Origin of the sequence: Shewanella algidipiscicola (assembly GCF_003605125.1) — a bacterium.
In the GTDB taxonomy this organism is placed as follows: Bacteria; Pseudomonadota; Gammaproteobacteria; order Enterobacterales; family Shewanellaceae; genus Shewanella; species Shewanella algidipiscicola.
Genome location: NZ_QPQT01000001.1, coordinates 166,162 through 183,180, shown reverse-complemented (window position 1 = coordinate 183,180; position 17,019 = coordinate 166,162). Strand labels below are relative to the sequence as shown.

Genomic DNA, 17,019 nt, shown 5'->3' with positions numbered 1-17,019 from the left:
TCATCAAGTTCAGTTAAAGGGACAGTAAAGTCAGTAAAAAGCGCACTTCAACGTGCGCTTTTTTATTGATTATTAAGGATTCAAGTTTTAGTTTATTTTTGAAATTGATACACACTACCCAGTTTCATAATTTGCGTTAGCTCATCAAGGGCGGTACGCGATTCGATAACAAGCTGGGGATCGGCAAGATCATCAACGGCCAGCTCATCACGATAATGCTTATCGACCCAGAGATTAAGGCGAGCAAAAAGTGCATCACTCATTAATGTATGCTGGTTTACGGCCGCCACTTCCATCTCATTCATGGCCACACGTAAACGCAGGCAAGCTGGGCCACCGCCATTTTGCATACTCTGCTTCACATCGAAGTAATGCACCTGCTTAATGGGGGTGCCTAAGGCAACGACCTCATCAAGGTAAGCTGCAACCGCTGGATTATCTTGGCAATTTGTAGGTGCAATAATGGCCATCTCACCACTGGGTAACGTAATGATTTGAGTATTAAAAAGGTAGCTTTTAACCGCATCGTCAATGCTGATCTTGGCAGTGGGCACCTCAATAAAGTGCAACTCTTGACCATTAAATTTACGCTGGATCTCGGCGATTTTCGCTTGAGTGTCGACAAACGCTTGTTGATGATAAAACAGTACATTTTGGTTACCCACGGCGATGACATCGTTATGAAACACCCCTTGATCAATCACATCAGGATTTTGCTGGATAAATACCGCGCTGTCATCATCGAGTTGGTGTAAGCGTGCTATCGCTTGTGACGCTTCTAAGGTTTGCCTAGCAGGGAAAAGCTTGGGCTTGGCCGCTAAAGGGTTGGTCGCTTCTTGGCCGTAGACAAAAAGCTCGAGCCCAGCATGACCATATTCACTGCATAAACGGGTATGGTTAGCCGCGCCTTCATCACCAAAACTGGCATGTTCTGGTAGATGTTGGTGGTGGCTAAAATAGCGAGAGTTATTAAATGTGGCCTTAAGAATGTTGCCTGTGGTGATTGGTTCTATGCTGCGGTGTAATTTATCGACTAAGTTAGCGGGAGTAAAATGTAACTTACCATCGTGGGTATCGGCACTGGGCGAGACAGTGGCCGCATTTGCCGTCCACATACTGGATGCGCTACAACATGCTCTAAGGACCGCAGGGGCTTGCTTAGCCGCGTTACTTAATACTTGTGCATCGCTGCCGGAAAAACCAATTCGACGCAGTGTATGTAGGTCTGGTCGCTCCTGAGGGGCCAGCATGCCTTGAACCATTCCCATATCTGCAAGTGCTTTGGCTTTCAGTAAGCCTTGTTTAGCGGCCGACTTTGGACTTGAGGTCGATGCGGCATTGTTTAGTGAGGCGACATTGCCAAAGGAGAGGCCTGCATAGTTGTGTGTTGGTCCAACGAGTCCATCAAAATTCGCTTCGTAATGCTTCATTCCCATTCCTTCAATATCATTATTATTGTAGGCAAACCATTAATACGGTACTTGATGATTTGCTGAATTTGGGCACCAGTATACGTAAGGTGACGTGCTTAACAAGTTGCCACTTTGGGCATGTGAGTGTCGATAGGGTTATAAGTGCATAAGTATCACTTATGAGTGCACAATAATGGAAAATTAGCATGTTATGGCGAAATATTATTTTTTACATTTTTTTAAGAAATGGTTAAAAATTGGCTGTCTGTGACAAATAAAACAGGGATTTGCTTGAAACTCGGAGTACAACACTCTATATATGGAGCCAATTTACAGAATTTTGAGACTTTTTGGCGCAGATCATTCTATGGGTAAATCGCTAGTTATTGTCGAATCACCGGCCAAAGCCAAGACTATTAATAAATATCTCGGCAAAGATTACATCGTGAAATCGAGTGTGGGGCACATTCGTGACCTACCAACATCTTCCACCAGTGAGGCGAAGTCTTTGACGAAAACGCCCGCTGAAGTGCGCAAGATGTCTCCTGAAGAAAAGGCAATTTATAAAGCCGCAAAAGCCAAGCAAGCTCTCGTCGCTCGCATGGGGGTAGATCCTGAAAATGGCTGGAAAGCCCAGTATCAAATTCTGCCCGGTAAAGAAAAAGTCGTCAAAGAATTACAATCTCTTGCTGAAAATGCCGACCATATCTTTCTCGCAACCGATTTGGATAGAGAAGGAGAGGCGATCGCCTGGCATTTACAAGAAGTGATTGGTGGGGATCCGGCGCGCTATCAGCGCGTTGTGTTTAATGAGATCACCAAAACTGCCATTCAAGAGGCCTTCAGCCATCCCTCCAGTCTAGATACCAATATGGTTAATGCTCAACAAGCACGTCGCTTCCTCGACCGTGTTGTTGGCTTTATGGTATCGCCGCTGTTGTGGAAAAAAGTGGCCAGAGGCTTATCTGCGGGTCGTGTGCAATCGGTTGCGACTCGCTTAGTGGTTGAACGCGAAAGCGAAATTAAAGCCTTTGTGCCAGAAGAATTTTGGGACATTCATGCTCAGCTAAACACGCTCAGTAATGAATCGCTTAAAATGCAGGTCAATAAGTACAAAGGCGATGCCTTCAATCCGGTAAATGAAGCCCAAGCCATGGCGGCGGTGGCGGCCTTATCTGGTGCCACTTTTGTGGTGAGCGATCGTGAGGACAAAGGCACGTCGAGTAAACCGTCTGCGCCCTATATTACTTCGACCTTGCAACAAGCGGCGAGCACCCGATTGGGTTTTGGCGTCAAGAAAACCATGATGATGGCGCAGCGTCTCTATGAAGCTGGTCATATTACTTATATGCGTACCGATTCAACCAACTTGAGTCAAGAAGCGTTAGATAATGTTCGGGAAATGATCGCCAATGACTTTGGTGATAAGTATTTACCCGAAGCCCCGATTCGATACGGTAGCAAGGAAGGCGCACAAGAGGCCCACGAAGCGATTCGCCCCTCCAACGTAAAAGTGACGGCTGCGAGCCTTTCGGACATGGAGCGTGATGCTCAGCGTCTTTATGAGCTGATTTGGCGTCAGTTTGTGGCTTGTCAGATGACACCTGCTAAATACGATGCTACTCGCTTAACCGTATCGGCTGCCGATTATGAATTAAAGGCGACTGGTCGTACGCTTAAATTTGATGGTTGGACGCGCGTACAAACCGCCATCAAGAAGAAAAACGAAGAAGATAACACCTTGCCGTTTGTTGCCAAAGGTGACAATTTGGCGCTCGAAGAGTTACTACCCAAACAGCATTTCACCAAGCCGCCCGCGCGTTACAGCGAAGCGTCACTGGTGAAAGAGTTAGAAAAACGCGGAATTGGTCGTCCATCGACCTATGCCACGATCATCTCAACCATCCAAGACCGTGGTTACGTCAAGGTGGAAAATCGTCGTTTCTACGCCGAGAAAATGGGTGAAATCGTGAGCGAAAGCCTCGTGGGCAGTTTCGAAGAGTTAATGAGTTACGACTTTACCGCGGGCATGGAGCAAACGCTCGATAACGTGGCCCAAGGCCAGCTTGATTGGAAAAAAGTACTCGACAACTTCTACAAAGATTTAACGGCGCAATTAGAAAAAGCCGAGTTACCACCAGAAGAGGGCGGCATGCGTCCTAACGAGATGGTGCTAACTGATATTCAATGCCCAACTTGTCAGCGTCCTATGGGTATCCGCACAGGCACTACCGGGGTGTTCTTGGGATGTTCTGGTTATGCCTTGCCGCCTAAAGAGCGTTGCAAAACCACCATGAACTTGACCCCGGGTGAAGAGGCGGTGAGTGAAAACAGCGAAGATGCCGAGACGGATGCGCTGCGGGCCAAACATCGCTGTGGTGTCTGTGGCACAGCCATGGATAGCTACTTAATTGATGAGAAGCGTAAGTTGCATGTGTGCGGTAATAACCCTATGTGCGACGGCTATGAAGTCGAACAGGGCCAATTTAAGATTAAAGGATATGAAGGTCCTATCTTAGAGTGTGACCGCTGCGGTAATGACATGGAGCTTAAAAACGGCCGATTTGGTAAATATTTCGGTTGTACTAATAGCGAATGTAAAAATACCCGTAAACTGCTTAAAAGCGGTGAAGCGGCGCCACCAAAAGAAGATCCGATTCATCTACCCGATCTTAAGTGTACTAAGTCCGATGGCTACTTTGTATTACGTGATGGTGCAGCGGGTATTTTTATGGCGGCCAGTACTTTCCCTAAATCACGTGAAACTCGTGCTCCCTTAGTCGAAGAGTTGGTTAAATACCGCGAACTATTATGGCCTAAGTATCAGTATCTTGCCGATGCTCCAGTGACAGATGATGACGGGAATAAGGCGTTCGTGCGCTTTAGTCGTAAGACCAAAGAGCAGTATGTGGCTACCGAAGTTGATGGTAAGGCTACAGGTTGGACCGCTAAATATATCGATGGTAAATGGGTGACAGAGGCCAAGCCTAAAGCGAAACCCAAGGCTAAGCCAAAAGCAAAATAGCTTGCGATAATAAAAAGCCCTAACCTTGTTAGGGCTTTTTTTATGGCGATTAATTTCGCGCTTCAACGCATTTTATAATAGGCTAATATAGAAATAACCATCAGTGTAATAGCTTGATATTGGTTAATGGAATTACAGCTAACTCAATGGAGCGTGAAATGAAAACAGTATTATTAGGTATATGGGCCGCCGTTATGAGCCTGAGTGTGTTTGCCTCAAATTGGCAAGTGAATAATCAAGATTCAGTGGTCAATTTTATGTCGTTTAAAAATGGCGATATTGCAGAGATCCATAAGTTTACTCAGATCACCGGTGAGTTAGCTGCTAATGGCGATTTTTCTTTATCGATTCCATTAACCAGTGTATGGACCAATATCGATATCCGTGATGAGCGCATGAAGCAGGTATTATTTGAAACAGCGCAGTTTCCAACCTTGTCATTAACCGCCGCTATTGATGCTCAGACGGTAGATAAGCTGGCGGTGGGCAGCATGGACACCATGGCTATCCCTGCTAAGGTTATGTTGCACGGTCAATCTAAAGCGTTAGATATTACGGTGCGGGTTGCCAAACTGAATCAAAACACGCTGTTAGTTACCAGTGAAATGCCTCTTATCATCAATGCCGCCGATTTCGACTTAGCAGCAGGGGTCGAGAAGCTACGCGAACTCGCCGGCTTAAGCGCTATTAGCCAAGCCGTGCCAGTATCATTTGTGTTAACTTTAAACCGTTAACTAAAAACGTGCACTTTAGACGAGACTGACTACGCGATTTGTACCATAATAGCGGCAATTACCGAATTTAAGAGCATGGGTGAGAACATGCTCTTCAATTAATGTTTGTTAAGGCGAATCATGGTTACAGATAAAGACGGATATATCCATCTCATACAATATCTCACCGAGCATCTGGGGCTTTTTGAGTCGTCAGATAGCACCATAATTGGCGGCGACACTGTGATGGAGCTGTTTGAAGAGCAGCTTGCGGCGCAGATTATTATGGTGTGTGGTCAAAACCCTGCATTAACCTTTGCTCAGCGTAATACCGTCATACGAGAAGTCGATGCGATTGTCTATGATCTAGAAGAGATTTTGGCTAAAGTTGCGCATCATAATGCCACCTCTGAGCAAACGCTGTTTATCACTGAGTTTTCAGGCTTAATCAAAAATTTATTTGACCAAGAAATTGCAAAGTTACAGTAATGTCCTTTGAGCGGCTTGCCTTACCAATCCCTGATAAACTGACCAAACAATGATTTGTCAATGTAGCACCGCTGCGTGAGAGGTTGCTAAAGGCAAGACACCATGAGTTTTTGACCTTGTAGAAGACGTTAATCTTCGCCATAAGTCAGTGGTTATTGCCGGTTGCTCTTTGCATCGGCATTTATCGAATAGGGCCATTTAATCGGCACTTGATTAGACAAGGAGTAGGCAATGATCGAGTTACTCGATGGGTTCAGTCATGAAGTGATAGCAATGAAGGTGGATGGCGTACTGACTAGTGATGATTATAATCAACGGTTATTGCCTGCTATCGAAACCAAGTTAAAAGATCATGCAACGATTAAGCTGTGGTATGAGTTGGATGAACACTTTGAAGGAGTGTCGGTTGAGACACTTTGGGATGATGCAAAATTAGCGTTTTTTCATTTGACTGATTTTTCACGAGTTGTCATTATCACTGGGCGTGATGCACGTATGGCTTCAGTGCTAGCCTGCATGGTGCCTTGTCCTGTTAAAGTCTTTGAGCGTGACAATCGGGATGCAGCGCGTAAGTGGTTAACCGACCACGAGGTGATCGAATAAAATAATACATTGCCATTAAGCCGACTCAAATTGTCGGCTTTTTAATTGATTAGAGATGAGGTGTTAGATGCTTAAAGTCATTTGTTTTTGTGCCGTCTTGCTTACCATGCCAAGCTGGGGTGCACAAAAAGAGATCATTGGACAAACGGCTCAATTATCTGTTGAAGAGGTGGGCCTCATCTACGATGCACGCATGGACACGGGAGCGGCAAATACCTCATTACATGCCATCGATCTAGAGATTGAAGGTGGTAGCGCGGCCAAAATGAAAGATAACATCGGCAAAACCCTTTGGTTTACGACACAAAATGAAGCCGGTGAAGCACGGCGTTTAAGTGCCAAAATTATCCAAGTGTCCACAGTGAAAAATTCACAGGGAAGAGAAACGCGCTACATGGTGTCATTAAACGTTGGTTTCGATGGCAAGGAGCGTCAAGTGAAAGTGAACCTGCGCGATCGTAGCCATATGGATTACCGTTTACTGGTTGGTCGTAATTGGCTTAAAGATCACTATATTGTTGATGTTGCTGAAAAGCAGCTGATAGGCCCAGTGGCAACGATTAATATCGTGGAGGCAGGATTAGGGTATAAGACTCGTATTGATACGGGAGCGGTTGAAAATTCACTGCATGCTGTTGATCTTAAGATTGAAGGCGGCGTCGAAGATATGGAAAAAAATGTCGGTAAGATGATAGCTTTCACCACTGAAAATGAGCAGGGTGAAAGACAGCGGGTGCGTAGCCGCATCGTGGAAACATCATTGATTCGAAACGCCCAAGGCAGCGAGATCCGCTATATGGTTGAGCTTAACGTGGGCGAGCCAGGTAAAGAGTATAAAACCAAGGTGAATTTACGTGATCGCTCAAAAATGACCAATAAACTGCTTATTGGGCGCAATTGGTTGCAGGGGCATTATATGGTCGATGTCTCGCGCTAGTATACTTTCATGACGGTAGACAGTTTAACGTTGACTAGCTTGGGCGCCATTTGTGCGCCTATTTTTTGCCTGTCGATATTATAGTTATCAATCCAGATCGCTTTTAAATGCTTATCGATACGCTAACTGCCGCAGCTCAACTTTAACCTCATGTTTATTCGTTAAATTATTTCGGTGTCAATCAGAGTCAGAACAGCCTCCCTTGCCAAAGCTTAAGCTGTCAGTGCTTGTTTCAGCGGGTCTACGCTACTACAAAAATAGCTAATAGCAGCAGTTATCACGAAATGTAAGCCTTAAGCCGCTTGCCTAGTCATATGGCTTATCCCTGTTTATGGCTGAGTTGAGCAATATTAACTGCAATGTATTTGCTGGCCACTCAAGGGGATCTGGCAACGTATCTCAGTAAATTGGCGGGCCAGCGATGTGATACTTATTTCGCCCTCATAATGGGTGGCTAACCAACGGTTAAGTGCTATTAAGGTGCCATAACCTTCATGGTTAGTCAGTTGTGCTTGTAATTTAGTTAAGGCACTGCTCGAGAGACCAATACCATTATCGCGCAGTGTGATGGTGAGCTTGCCCTCTTGGTAGCTCACAGCAAGATGTAACGTTTTTGGATTGTCGAAAGGGACTTCATTGGGGAAAGCGTGTACTAGTGTGTTATTGATTAAGCGGTAACTTAGATAAAACAGGTGCCAAGAGGGCAGAGACACCGCCAGTGATTGCTCGCTGTTTACCTGCCACTGCACTTGTTTCTGTTTCAGTTGCGGTGCAAGCATCGCCAACATATCTTGTAAATATTGTTCGATCTGGATGGATTTTGTTTCTTGATGCTCGTTAAGCAGTAGTGGTTGCGTATGACGTAAGATATCAATCTGCTCGGCTAACTCGTCTATTAGGTGCTCGTTTGTGCCGTTTTGATTAGTCGCGCCGGTAGCGATTCTTTGCAGCCGAGTAAATAGATGCTCGAGTGCAATTAATTGTTGCTTATTAAGTTGCTGCACTAAGTGCAATAAGAGCTGTTGTTGCTCGTGTTCGCTATTAGCCGTTGCAATGGATGAGTTATTCGCTGCAAAGTTGTGGCGATTAGCGGTTGTGGCCGTTGCCTGTAATTGACTCTGTTGCTGCGCCAAATTGAGCGCTTGTTGTAACTGTGCATTTTGTTGGGCTAGTATTTGAATGCGCGTATCTAGTTCTAGCTGGCGTGATTTTAAACTACTGATATCCATTGCCATGGCGCCCAAAGCCATGAGATTTCCGTCGGCGTCGTTGATAGGGTACTTAGTCACTAAATAGGTTAACTCACCATGTATGGTGGGTATGGGTTGCTCGAAGCTCTGCGCGTTGTCATTATTTTTAATAATGGCATCATGGTGTGCCACTATCTCTGCAATATGTGGTGGGTAAATATCACTGTCTTTTGCGCCCAGTATCTGCTCGCGCTCTAAGCCTAATATTTCACAAAACTTGTCATTGACTAAGGTGTATCTACCGCTCATGTCTTTGATGCAAATTAGGTTCTGGGATGCATTAAGCAGCGAATTAATCAGCTCTTTTTTATTTTCTAACTCAGCTTGAGCCTGTTGTTGCATCGATAATTGTTGCTCCAGTGCAAGGTTACTGGCATCTAGGCTGGCGTAGGCTATCTCTAATTGGTTACTGCGGGCGACAAAGGCCTTCGCGAGCTGACCAATTTCGTCTTGACGTGCATTGGCATCGAGGGCCAACCAGCCCAAATTGCCACTTTGTAAGGCTGATGATATTTGAAAGATAGGCCGAATAAACAGCTTATGCTGAAAGATAAATAAAATGATCAATGCCACCAGTTGTGACAGTAACAGAAACGCCCCTACCTTCACCGCGATTGCGTTGGCTTGCTGTGATAACCCAGAGATAGGGGTCACTAGAATGATCTTCCATAAGGTCTCTTCCATGGTGAGGATCGAGATCAATACGGGTTTGTTGAGTAGTGGACCAGAGTCAAGCTCTAAGGTGACCACAGATTGTTTAATGGCTTTAGGTTGCAGCGAGGCATTGATAACTGCCACGAGTCTGTCATGCTGCGCCTTAGCTGTGTGGTCAAGTAATGGCTGTAACTGTGCACTTTGATAAGCCGGTTTAGCCATGACGTGTTGATAAAACTGCTTATCCATCTGTTCAATCGCCGCGCCAAGCGGGGCGAGAGCTGGGTAATGGCTCACTAAATTGGTAAAGGATTTACCTAAATGTTGTGATTCATTGGCGTGGTTTTTAAATGGATCGCTAAGCAGGTTATTATAGGCATCTAACGCGATAATATAACCTTTAGAAAGCGGGTTTTGATCTGAAAAAGTAAATTGTTTATCGATTCCGCTCAATGCCATATCCACAGATGCGGCGCCGATAAATTGATGATTAACGCGCATCGGGATGGTGGCGGTGATCATCAATTGTTGGGTGTAAGGGTCGATGTAGGATTGCGACCAATGGGTATGACTATCTTGTAAATATTTCGCCGGAGTATACCAGCTCGTTTTATCGTAGCTTGGCCCTGCGCCCGTTTGGTTATAGCCATCAACTTGCCGAAAATGTTGGGTGTCATCTTTAGCCCAGAAAAAACCATTTAATGACGCTTCCCCTGACGCTTTTTGCGGCTCAGGCCAAATGCCACCGCTAACAATCAGCTGCTGATCATCTTCCATCGTCAGCAGTGGCGGAATTAATTTATTAATTTGTGTAGCTTGACCTTGGTAAGTTTCACCGACTGTGCCGAGTGAACGGGCTAAAGTTTCCACTTTAGAGGTCACTTGTTGTAATTGAGCGATAACAGCGTGAGCATAGCTTTGGCTTAAGGAGAGTTGGGTGTCGATATGATGCTTTTTTTCTGCGGTAAAAATAAACCAAGTACTGGAGGCTATGATGAGTGCGGCAACAACAAATTGAACGAAAGTAAATTTAACCGTCAGGCTGTTTTTCCATCGGGTATTGCGCATTGTTGTATTGTGTTTAGTGTGAATAGCCATTTTCAGTAGCAGTTCCTTTTACCCAACGCGATATAATCGAGTTTAATCAAAGCAGACTGAGATTAAATAGTAAAGCAAAACAGTGCGCTAGCCTTATAGTTAATAAGGCTAGCGTCGGTTAGGTATTAAACGTTTAGGCCGATGAGCAGCCGATCTAATTGCTCTGCGGTGGCGTGTAATTCATCACAACCTGATACAGATTGGTTAGCCGATGTCTCAACCTCATGAGATTGATTGCGTATTTCCATGAGGTTTGTGGCTATTTCGTTAGCCACCGCAGATTGCTGTTCGGCAGAGGTCGCGATCATGACGCTCATCTCGTACACCTTTTCACTATGGTGGGCGATGGCTTTCAAGTCATTACCGGTATCGAGTACATGTTGCTTCCCATTTTGCGCCAATGCCACGGTGCGCTGCATCACTTGAGTTAAATTTTGCGAGCCACTTTGTAACGCTTCAATCATGGTTTTAATTTCGACGGTAGCGGCTTGAGTCCGCCCTGCCAAGGTACGCACTTCATCGGCGACCACGGCAAAGCCTCGCCCTTGTTCACCGGCGCGAGCAGCTTCAATGGCGGCATTTAATGCCAGCAGGTTTGTTTGTTCAGAAATCGCATTAATGGTCGACACTACTTCATCAATTTTGCTGGCATTCTCATTAAGCACATTAACGGCATGTGAGGCGCCACCAATCTCGTTGGATAACGCACCAATTGCATCCACGGTAATCTCAATATCTTTAGACCCCGTCTCAACTTGTTGGTTGGCTTCTTGGGTTTCGCTCGACGATAACTCGGCGTTATGTGCCACCTCTTTAACTGCGGCTGTCATCTGCTCCATCGCTGTGGCGAGTGAGTCTAAATGTTGACGTTGGCCCGCGGCCAAGTGCAATCCTTCTTCGGCCGTCTGCCTAAAGTCTTGAACCACTGAACGAATTTGGTTACTGGCTTGTGATAGCTGACGGACAAGGTTGTGCTGACGCTCAACTAAGGTATCTATGCTGACTGCCAAGATGCTAAATTCATCTTTCACTTCGAAGAAGTTAAGCCGGCCGGTGAGATCGCCATCGGCGGCGCGCTTTAGGGCCATTACGCTGGTGTAGAGCGCGCCGCCAACAAAGGTTGAAATATAATAGCAAGCGATCAAGATGATTAGGGTCAACACGACTAAAGTGGTCAATACATAGGGTTTAGCCGAATCAAGTGCCTGGCGTAAATCCTTGACCTGAACGAGGGCGATAAGCCCGCTATCTGTTATGCGGCTATAGGCGTTAATGTCGTCATCGATAAGGTTCACGCCACCGCCTTGTGACGCCATACGCGCCACATCGACAGTTAACGAGTCCGATGGTGTGGCGATACCTTGTTGAACTAAGGCACGTTTGAAGGCTAATTGCTGTTCTATCGGGATGTGTTGATAGCTGATCTCTATTGCATCGGCGAGTTGCTGTGCATTATTAATGCTAGTGACTTGATGACTTTGGCTCAGTTGATGATTGAACAGCCCATATAAAACCAGGGCTAAGCCAATGAGGGTCATAATGGGAATAATGGCTAAAACGGTAAATTTTGTTTTTAAGCTCATGTGGATTAGGTATTGGTCTATCCATCTAAACTTGACTTCTTTCATCGAAATACTCGTTTGCGGTGCAAAGTGGTAACCATGTTATCGGGTTGAATTGTAATTACTTTATAGCAAATGCAACTCGCAATGACTGCTTGTTGTTTATTTGTACGCATTTGTCTTTGTTGTGGTTACAGGGGAAGATCACACCATAGGCAGCATTTCAGCCCTATTTTTAATCTTAAAACCCGTTATCCTTCTGCCTCAGCAGCTTAGATCCGCGAAACTCTAAGGAAAAATAGCAAATAAGCCCTAGTCAAACGGCTTAGGCTCACGTAAAATTTGTCTCTTTTTCTATTTTCGCAAGATAAATAGTCAGCATATAGAAAGTCTTGGCTCTCGAACTCGGGAGCGGGCGTACTGGAAGAGATGATGTCACAGTTAACAGAAATCGTAGAACAGGCCTTGCAGGCCATCGAAGGGACTGATGATCTGAAAGCCCTCGATGAGCTTCGTGTCGATTACCTTGGTAAAAAAGGTAAGATCACCGACATGATGAAAATGATGGGGAAGCTTAGTGCAGAAGAGAAGCCTGCTTTTGGCCAAGCAGTTAACCAAGCTAAGCAAGCCGTGCAGCAGAAGTTATCTGAGCGTATAGACGGGCTGAAATCAGCCGAACTTGAAGCCAAATTAGCGGCAGAAAGTATCGACGTGACCTTGCCAGGACGTCGTATTGACAATGGTGGACTACACCCAGTTACGCGAACTATCGAACGTATTGAAACTTTCTTTGGTGAACTGGGTTTTAGCGTCAAGCAGGGGCCTGAAATTGAGGATGATTTCCATAATTTCGATGCACTCAATATTTCGGAGCATCACCCGGCACGTGCCGATCATGACACCTTCTACTTTAATCCTAAGTTGATGTTGCGTACTCAAACCTCGGGTGTACAGATCCGTACCATGGAAAACGAAAAGCCGCCGCTGAGAATTATCTCTCCGGGCCGAGTTTACCGTAATGACTATGATCAAACCCACACGCCGATGTTTCATCAGGTCGAAGGTTTACTGGTTGATGAGCAGGTAAACTTTGCCGAGTTAAAAGGGATCCTGCACGATTTCTTGCGTAACTTTTTTGAAGAAGATTTACAAGTACGCTTCCGTCCATCTTACTTTCCTTTCACTGAACCTTCAGCGGAAGTCGACGTGATGGGTAAAAACGGTAAGTGGTTAGAAGTATTGGGTTGCGGCATGGTACATCCTAATGTGCTGCGCAGCGTAGGAATTGATCCTGAAAAGTATCAAGGCTTTGCCTTTGGTATGGGAGTTGAGCGTTTATCTATGCTGCGTTATGGCGTTAACGATTTGCGTTCATTCTTCGAGAACGATCTGCGCTTTCTTAAGCAATTCAAATAACGGAGCGAGTAAAAATGAAATTTAGCGAATCTTGGCTTCGTGAATGGGTTAACCCAAGTGTGACCCGAGAAGAATTATCTCACCAAATTACCATGGCAGGTCTTGAAGTCGATGGAATCGACGCCGTTGCAGGTGAGTTTTCTGGCGTGATTATCGGTGAAGTGGTCGAATGTAGCCAACATCCAGATGCCGATAAATTGCGCGTGACTAAAATTAATGTGGGTCAAGATGAGTTGATCGACATTGTTTGCGGTGCACCTAACTGTCGTTTAGGACTGAAAGTGGCCGTGGCTATGGTCGGCGCCGTATTACCGGGCGACTTTAAAATTAAGAAGGCTAAACTTCGTGGTCAGCCATCATTTGGTATGCTGTGCTCCTATGGCGAACTGGGTATCGATATCGAAAGTGATGGCATTATCGAGCTACCATTAGATGCACCAATTGGTACCGATGTTCGTGAATACCTAGATCTAGATGATGCCGTGATTGACGTTGATTTAACAGCTAACCGCGCCGATTGTTTAGGTATGGTAGGTCTGGCTCGCGAAGTCGGCGTATTAAATCGTCAAGCAGTGACCGAGCCAACATGGGAAGCGGTAACTGCGACGATTACTGATGCGGTTGTTATTGATAACAAAGCTCCTGCGGCATGCCCACGTTACTTAGGCCGTGTGGTTAAGAACATCAACGTTAAAGCACAAACACCAGTATGGATGCAAGAGAAGCTGCGCCGCAGTGGTATTCGTTCTATCGATCCGATAGTCGACATTACTAACTATGTGTTGATCGAGTTTGGTCAACCAATGCATGCATTCGATTTAGCCACGCTTAACGGTGACATCGTGGTGCGTTTGGCTGATGGTGAAGAAAAACTGACCTTGCTTGATGGCAATGAAATTACGGTGCCGGCTGATACTTTAGTGATAGCCGATCAACAACAAGCACTGGCGTTGGCTGGTGTCTTTGGTGGTGAAGCATCGGGCGTGGGTGCGCAAACACAAGACATTTTACTTGAATGTGCTTTCTTTGCGCCACTGGCCATTATGGGCAAATCGCGTCGTTTAGGCTTACATACCGATTCATCACATCGTTTTGAGCGTGGTGTCGATCCTGAGCTGCAAGCTAAAGTGATGGACAGAGCGACGCGGCTAGTACTTGATATCTGTGGCGGCGAAGCCGGTCCAGTGGTTGAGTCAAAATCCGATGAGCATTTGCCCAAGCCTGTTAGCATTACGTTACGTCGCAGTAAGCTTGATCGCGTATTGGGTCATCATATTGCTGACAATGATGTCACTGAAATTCTGCAACGATTAGGTTTTATCGTTGAGGCGATCGATGGCGCTTGGAACGTGACCACGGCGACTTACCGTTTCGATATGGCGATTGAAGAAGACCTTATCGAAGAAGTGGCGCGTATTTATGGTTACAACAACATCCCTAATACGGCCCCAATAGCAGCGCTGCGTATGCCAGATCATAAAGAATCTGACATTGATTTAAAGCGTGTGCGGGCAATGTTGGTGGCGCGTGGTTTCCAAGAAGCGGTGACATATAGTTTTGTCGATCCTAAGCAGCAAGCCCTGATCCATCCTGATGCGCCGGCAATGATCTTGCCTAATCCTATTTCGGTAGAGATGTCAGCGATGCGTTTGTCGATGTTTACTGGCTTATTGACCGCGGTAGGGTATAACCAAAGTCGTCAGCAAAACCGTGTGCGTCTATTTGAAACTGGCTTGCGCTTTGTACCAGATGAGACGGCAGAGTCTCAAGTACGCCAACAACCAATGTTGGGAGCGGTGATTTCAGGCAACCAAAATGATGAACATTGGTCAATGGAATCTAAAACGGTCGACTTTTTCGACCTTAAAGGTGACCTAGAAGCCATTATCGGCTTGACAGTATCTGATGAAGAATTTACTTTTAGATCAGCATCTCACCCGGCATTACATCCGGGGCAATGTGCTGAAATATTAAGAAATGATCGCGTCATAGGTGTCATTGGTGCCGTCCATCCGAGCTTAGAAAAGCCATTTGGATTAAACGGTAAAACCATTATTTTTGAACTTGAATTAGACGCTTTATTGCATGCAAGTTTACCGCTAGCCCAGGCTGTGTCTAAGTTTCCAGCAAACCGTAGAGACATTGCCATTGTTGTTGATGAGCAGGTTTCAGCGGGCAATGTTATAAATTTGATAAGAAAAGTTGGCGAAAATCAGTTGGTTGGCTTAAACTTGTTCGATGTATACCAAGGTAAAGGTGTTGAACCGGGCAAAAAGAGTCTGGCGATAGCACTTACACTACAAGACAACGCTCGTACACTTGAAGAAAAAGAAATTGCTGAGATGGTTGAAAAAGTAGTTTCTGAACTCAAGTCAGAGTTCAACGCATTGTTGAGGGATTAAAAGTATGGCACTTACCAAAGCCGAAATGGCAGAACATCTTTTTGAGACACTTGGTATTAATAAGCGAGTCGCAAAAGAGATGGTAGAGACGTTTTTCGAAGAGATTCGTCAAGCACTCGAAAACGGTGAGCAGGTCAAGTTATCTGGTTTTGGCAACTTTGACCTAAGGGACAAAAACCAAAGACCGGGAAGAAACCCAAAAACAGGCGAGGATATTCCAATTTCTGCTCGTCGTGTGGTGACTTTCCGTCCAGGACAGAAGCTCAAGAGCCGAGTCGAAGAGGCTAATAAAGCCGATAAATAACGTTAGTTATCGAGACAGTTAAGGCCACTCAAAGAGTGGCTTTTTCTGTTTTTTATTTGCCGATTCATCTTACTTTTTTGCAAGTTTAGAGGTTTAATTACTTGTCTAGAAAACCCAAATATTTTGATCGCCGCTTTAAGCTTAGCTTGTTACACCCCAAACTTTGGCCAACATGGCTGGCGATCGGTGTGTTGGTCATTTTTGGTGCAATGCCAGCACGAGTGCGCGATCCCATAGCGCGCATGCTCGCCAAATTAGTTAAAAAAGTGGCTAAAAAACCGCTGCGCATTGCAAGGGCTAACCTAGAAACCTGCTTTCCAGAAAAATCACAGAGCGAAATTAGTCAGTTACTCGATGAGAATATCGCTAATTTTGTGATGATCTTGCTGGCACAATCAGAGTTACTTATTCGCTCGAGCGATAATTTACGTCGCCGTGTCATGCTTGATGGCTTTGAGCATGTACAGCGGGCGCGCGATGCGGGCCAACCCGTTATCTTTATCATGCCCCATGTATGGGGAATTGAGTATGCGGGGCTGCGTTTGAATCTCGAGTTGCCTATGGTCTCTATGGCTAAAGCGCACCGCAATACACTCTTTGATTGGTTTAATAATCGCATGCGCAGCTCACAAGGTGGCAATATCTATATGCGCGATGCTGGCATTCGGGCACTACTTTCTGAACTTAAAAATGATAACAGTTTCTTTTATCTGCCCGATGAAGATTTAGGCCCAGAAAAAAGTGTATTTGCGCCTTTTTTTGCCACGGTAAAAGCCACGCTGCCTGTGGTGGGAAGATTAGCATCGGCTGGAAACGCTCAGGTGATGCCTGTTAAAATTGGCTACGATCAACAGCGCCGCAAATTCCAGTTAACTGTCATGCCGGCGATTTCTCCCGATGAGATGCAAGGCAAAGAAAATGAAGCCTTAGCGCTTAACCGCGCAGTAGAGCAGGTCATTTCAGCGTATCCAGAGCAGTATATGTGGTTTTTAAAAGTCTTACGTACCCGCCCGCCGGGAGAGGCGCCTATTTATTGAGGTGCGACTCACCCAAGTAAACTTGAGAAATCTCAGAAAACAGGTGGCTCGACAACAAGTGCGATCCACCTGTTTTATATGGTGACTTTGGATCTGTTAAATCGTTGCTTGTTGTCA

12 protein-coding genes are annotated in these 17,019 nt (G+C 45.5%); 9 read left to right on the top strand and 3 right to left on the bottom strand.

Features of this window, described 5'->3' with window-relative positions; all coding sequences use genetic code 11:
• Positions 1-92: 92 nt before the first annotated feature.
• Complete coding sequence (gene astB, locus DVO77_RS00765) at positions 93-1,430, bottom strand: N-succinylarginine dihydrolase (RefSeq protein WP_119976927.1); 1,338 nt, start codon at positions 1,428-1,430, stop codon at positions 93-95.
• Between the two features lie 349 nt (positions 1,431-1,779).
• Here astB and topA point away from each other — a divergent pair, with 349 nt between their 5' ends.
• The 5 genes from topA (at position 1,780) to DVO77_RS00740 (ending at position 7,179) form a co-directional block, all read left to right on the top strand.
• On the top strand, positions 1,780-4,437 hold the full coding sequence (gene topA, locus DVO77_RS00760; RefSeq protein ID WP_119976926.1) for a type I DNA topoisomerase: 2,658 nt from the start codon (positions 1,780-1,782) through the stop codon (positions 4,435-4,437).
• Between the two features lie 158 nt (positions 4,438-4,595).
• Complete coding sequence (locus DVO77_RS00755) at positions 4,596-5,171, top strand: YceI family protein (protein ID WP_239473305.1); 576 nt, start codon at positions 4,596-4,598, stop codon at positions 5,169-5,171.
• Between the two features lie 120 nt (positions 5,172-5,291).
• Entirely contained in the window at positions 5,292-5,639 is a 348-nt protein-coding gene (locus tag DVO77_RS00750) for a DUF3802 family protein (RefSeq protein WP_110458045.1), read from the top strand.
• A 231-nt stretch (positions 5,640-5,870) separates the two neighbouring features.
• A complete protein-coding gene (locus DVO77_RS00745; RefSeq protein ID WP_119976925.1) occupies positions 5,871-6,242 on the top strand; it encodes a SpoIIAA family protein in 372 nt (123 codons plus the stop codon).
• Positions 6,243-6,309: 67 nt separating this feature from the next.
• On the top strand, positions 6,310-7,179 hold the full coding sequence (locus tag DVO77_RS00740) for a putative ATP-dependent zinc protease (RefSeq protein WP_119976924.1): 870 nt from the start codon (positions 6,310-6,312) through the stop codon (positions 7,177-7,179).
• Between the two features lie 350 nt (positions 7,180-7,529).
• Here DVO77_RS00740 and DVO77_RS00735 read toward each other — a convergent pair whose 3' ends face one another.
• A complete protein-coding gene (locus tag DVO77_RS00735; protein WP_119976923.1) occupies positions 7,530-10,181 on the bottom strand; it encodes a PAS domain-containing protein in 2,652 nt (883 codons plus the stop codon).
• A gap of 125 nt (positions 10,182-10,306) precedes the next feature.
• Complete coding sequence (locus tag DVO77_RS00730; RefSeq protein ID WP_119976922.1) at positions 10,307-11,809, bottom strand: methyl-accepting chemotaxis protein; 1,503 nt, start codon at positions 11,807-11,809, stop codon at positions 10,307-10,309.
• Between the two features lie 366 nt (positions 11,810-12,175).
• On the opposite strand from DVO77_RS00730, the gene pheS reads away from it, so the two are divergent.
• The 4 genes from pheS (at position 12,176) to lpxM (ending at position 16,902) form a co-directional block, all read left to right on the top strand.
• Positions 12,176-13,159, top strand: coding sequence for a phenylalanine--tRNA ligase subunit alpha (gene pheS / locus DVO77_RS00725; protein WP_110458040.1), 984 nt, complete (start codon positions 12,176-12,178; stop codon positions 13,157-13,159).
• 14 nt (positions 13,160-13,173) lie between these two features.
• Positions 13,174-15,561 carry a phenylalanine--tRNA ligase subunit beta gene (gene pheT, locus DVO77_RS00720; RefSeq protein ID WP_119976921.1) on the top strand — a complete coding sequence of 796 codons (2,388 nt, stop codon included), beginning with the start codon at positions 13,174-13,176 and terminating at the stop codon, positions 15,559-15,561.
• Positions 15,562-15,565: 4 nt separating this feature from the next.
• Entirely contained in the window at positions 15,566-15,865 is a 300-nt protein-coding gene (ihfA, locus tag DVO77_RS00715) for an integration host factor subunit alpha (RefSeq protein WP_110458038.1), read from the top strand.
• Between the two features lie 101 nt (positions 15,866-15,966).
• A complete protein-coding gene (lpxM, locus tag DVO77_RS00710; protein WP_110458037.1) occupies positions 15,967-16,902 on the top strand; it encodes a lauroyl-Kdo(2)-lipid IV(A) myristoyltransferase in 936 nt (311 codons plus the stop codon).
• The last annotated feature ends 117 nt before the right edge of the window (positions 16,903-17,019 follow it).

What these genes read in the sequence shown, in the direction of transcription:
- pheS (WP_110458040.1), top strand. Translation starts at nt 12,176, where the DNA reads ATGTCACAGTTAACAGAAATCGTAGAACAGGCCTTGCAGGCCATCGAA.
- DVO77_RS00750 (WP_110458045.1), top strand. Translation starts at nt 5,292, where the DNA reads ATGGTTACAGATAAAGACGGATATATCCATCTCATACAATATCTCACC.
- DVO77_RS00745 (WP_119976925.1), top strand. Translation starts at nt 5,871, where the DNA reads ATGATCGAGTTACTCGATGGGTTCAGTCATGAAGTGATAGCAATGAAG.
- DVO77_RS00740 (WP_119976924.1), top strand. Translation starts at nt 6,310, where the DNA reads ATGCTTAAAGTCATTTGTTTTTGTGCCGTCTTGCTTACCATGCCAAGC.
- DVO77_RS00735 (WP_119976923.1), bottom strand. Translation starts at nt 10,181, where the DNA reads ATGGCTATTCACACTAAACACAATACAACAATGCGCAATACCCGATGG.
- DVO77_RS00755 (WP_239473305.1), top strand. Translation starts at nt 4,596, where the DNA reads ATGAAAACAGTATTATTAGGTATATGGGCCGCCGTTATGAGCCTGAGT.
- astB (WP_119976927.1), bottom strand. Translation starts at nt 1,430, where the DNA reads ATGAAGCATTACGAAGCGAATTTTGATGGACTCGTTGGACCAACACAC.
- ihfA (WP_110458038.1), top strand. Translation starts at nt 15,566, where the DNA reads ATGGCACTTACCAAAGCCGAAATGGCAGAACATCTTTTTGAGACACTT.
- topA (WP_119976926.1), top strand. Translation starts at nt 1,780, where the DNA reads ATGGGTAAATCGCTAGTTATTGTCGAATCACCGGCCAAAGCCAAGACT.
- pheT (WP_119976921.1), top strand. Translation starts at nt 13,174, where the DNA reads ATGAAATTTAGCGAATCTTGGCTTCGTGAATGGGTTAACCCAAGTGTG.
- DVO77_RS00730 (WP_119976922.1), bottom strand. Translation starts at nt 11,809, where the DNA reads ATGAAAGAAGTCAAGTTTAGATGGATAGACCAATACCTAATCCACATG.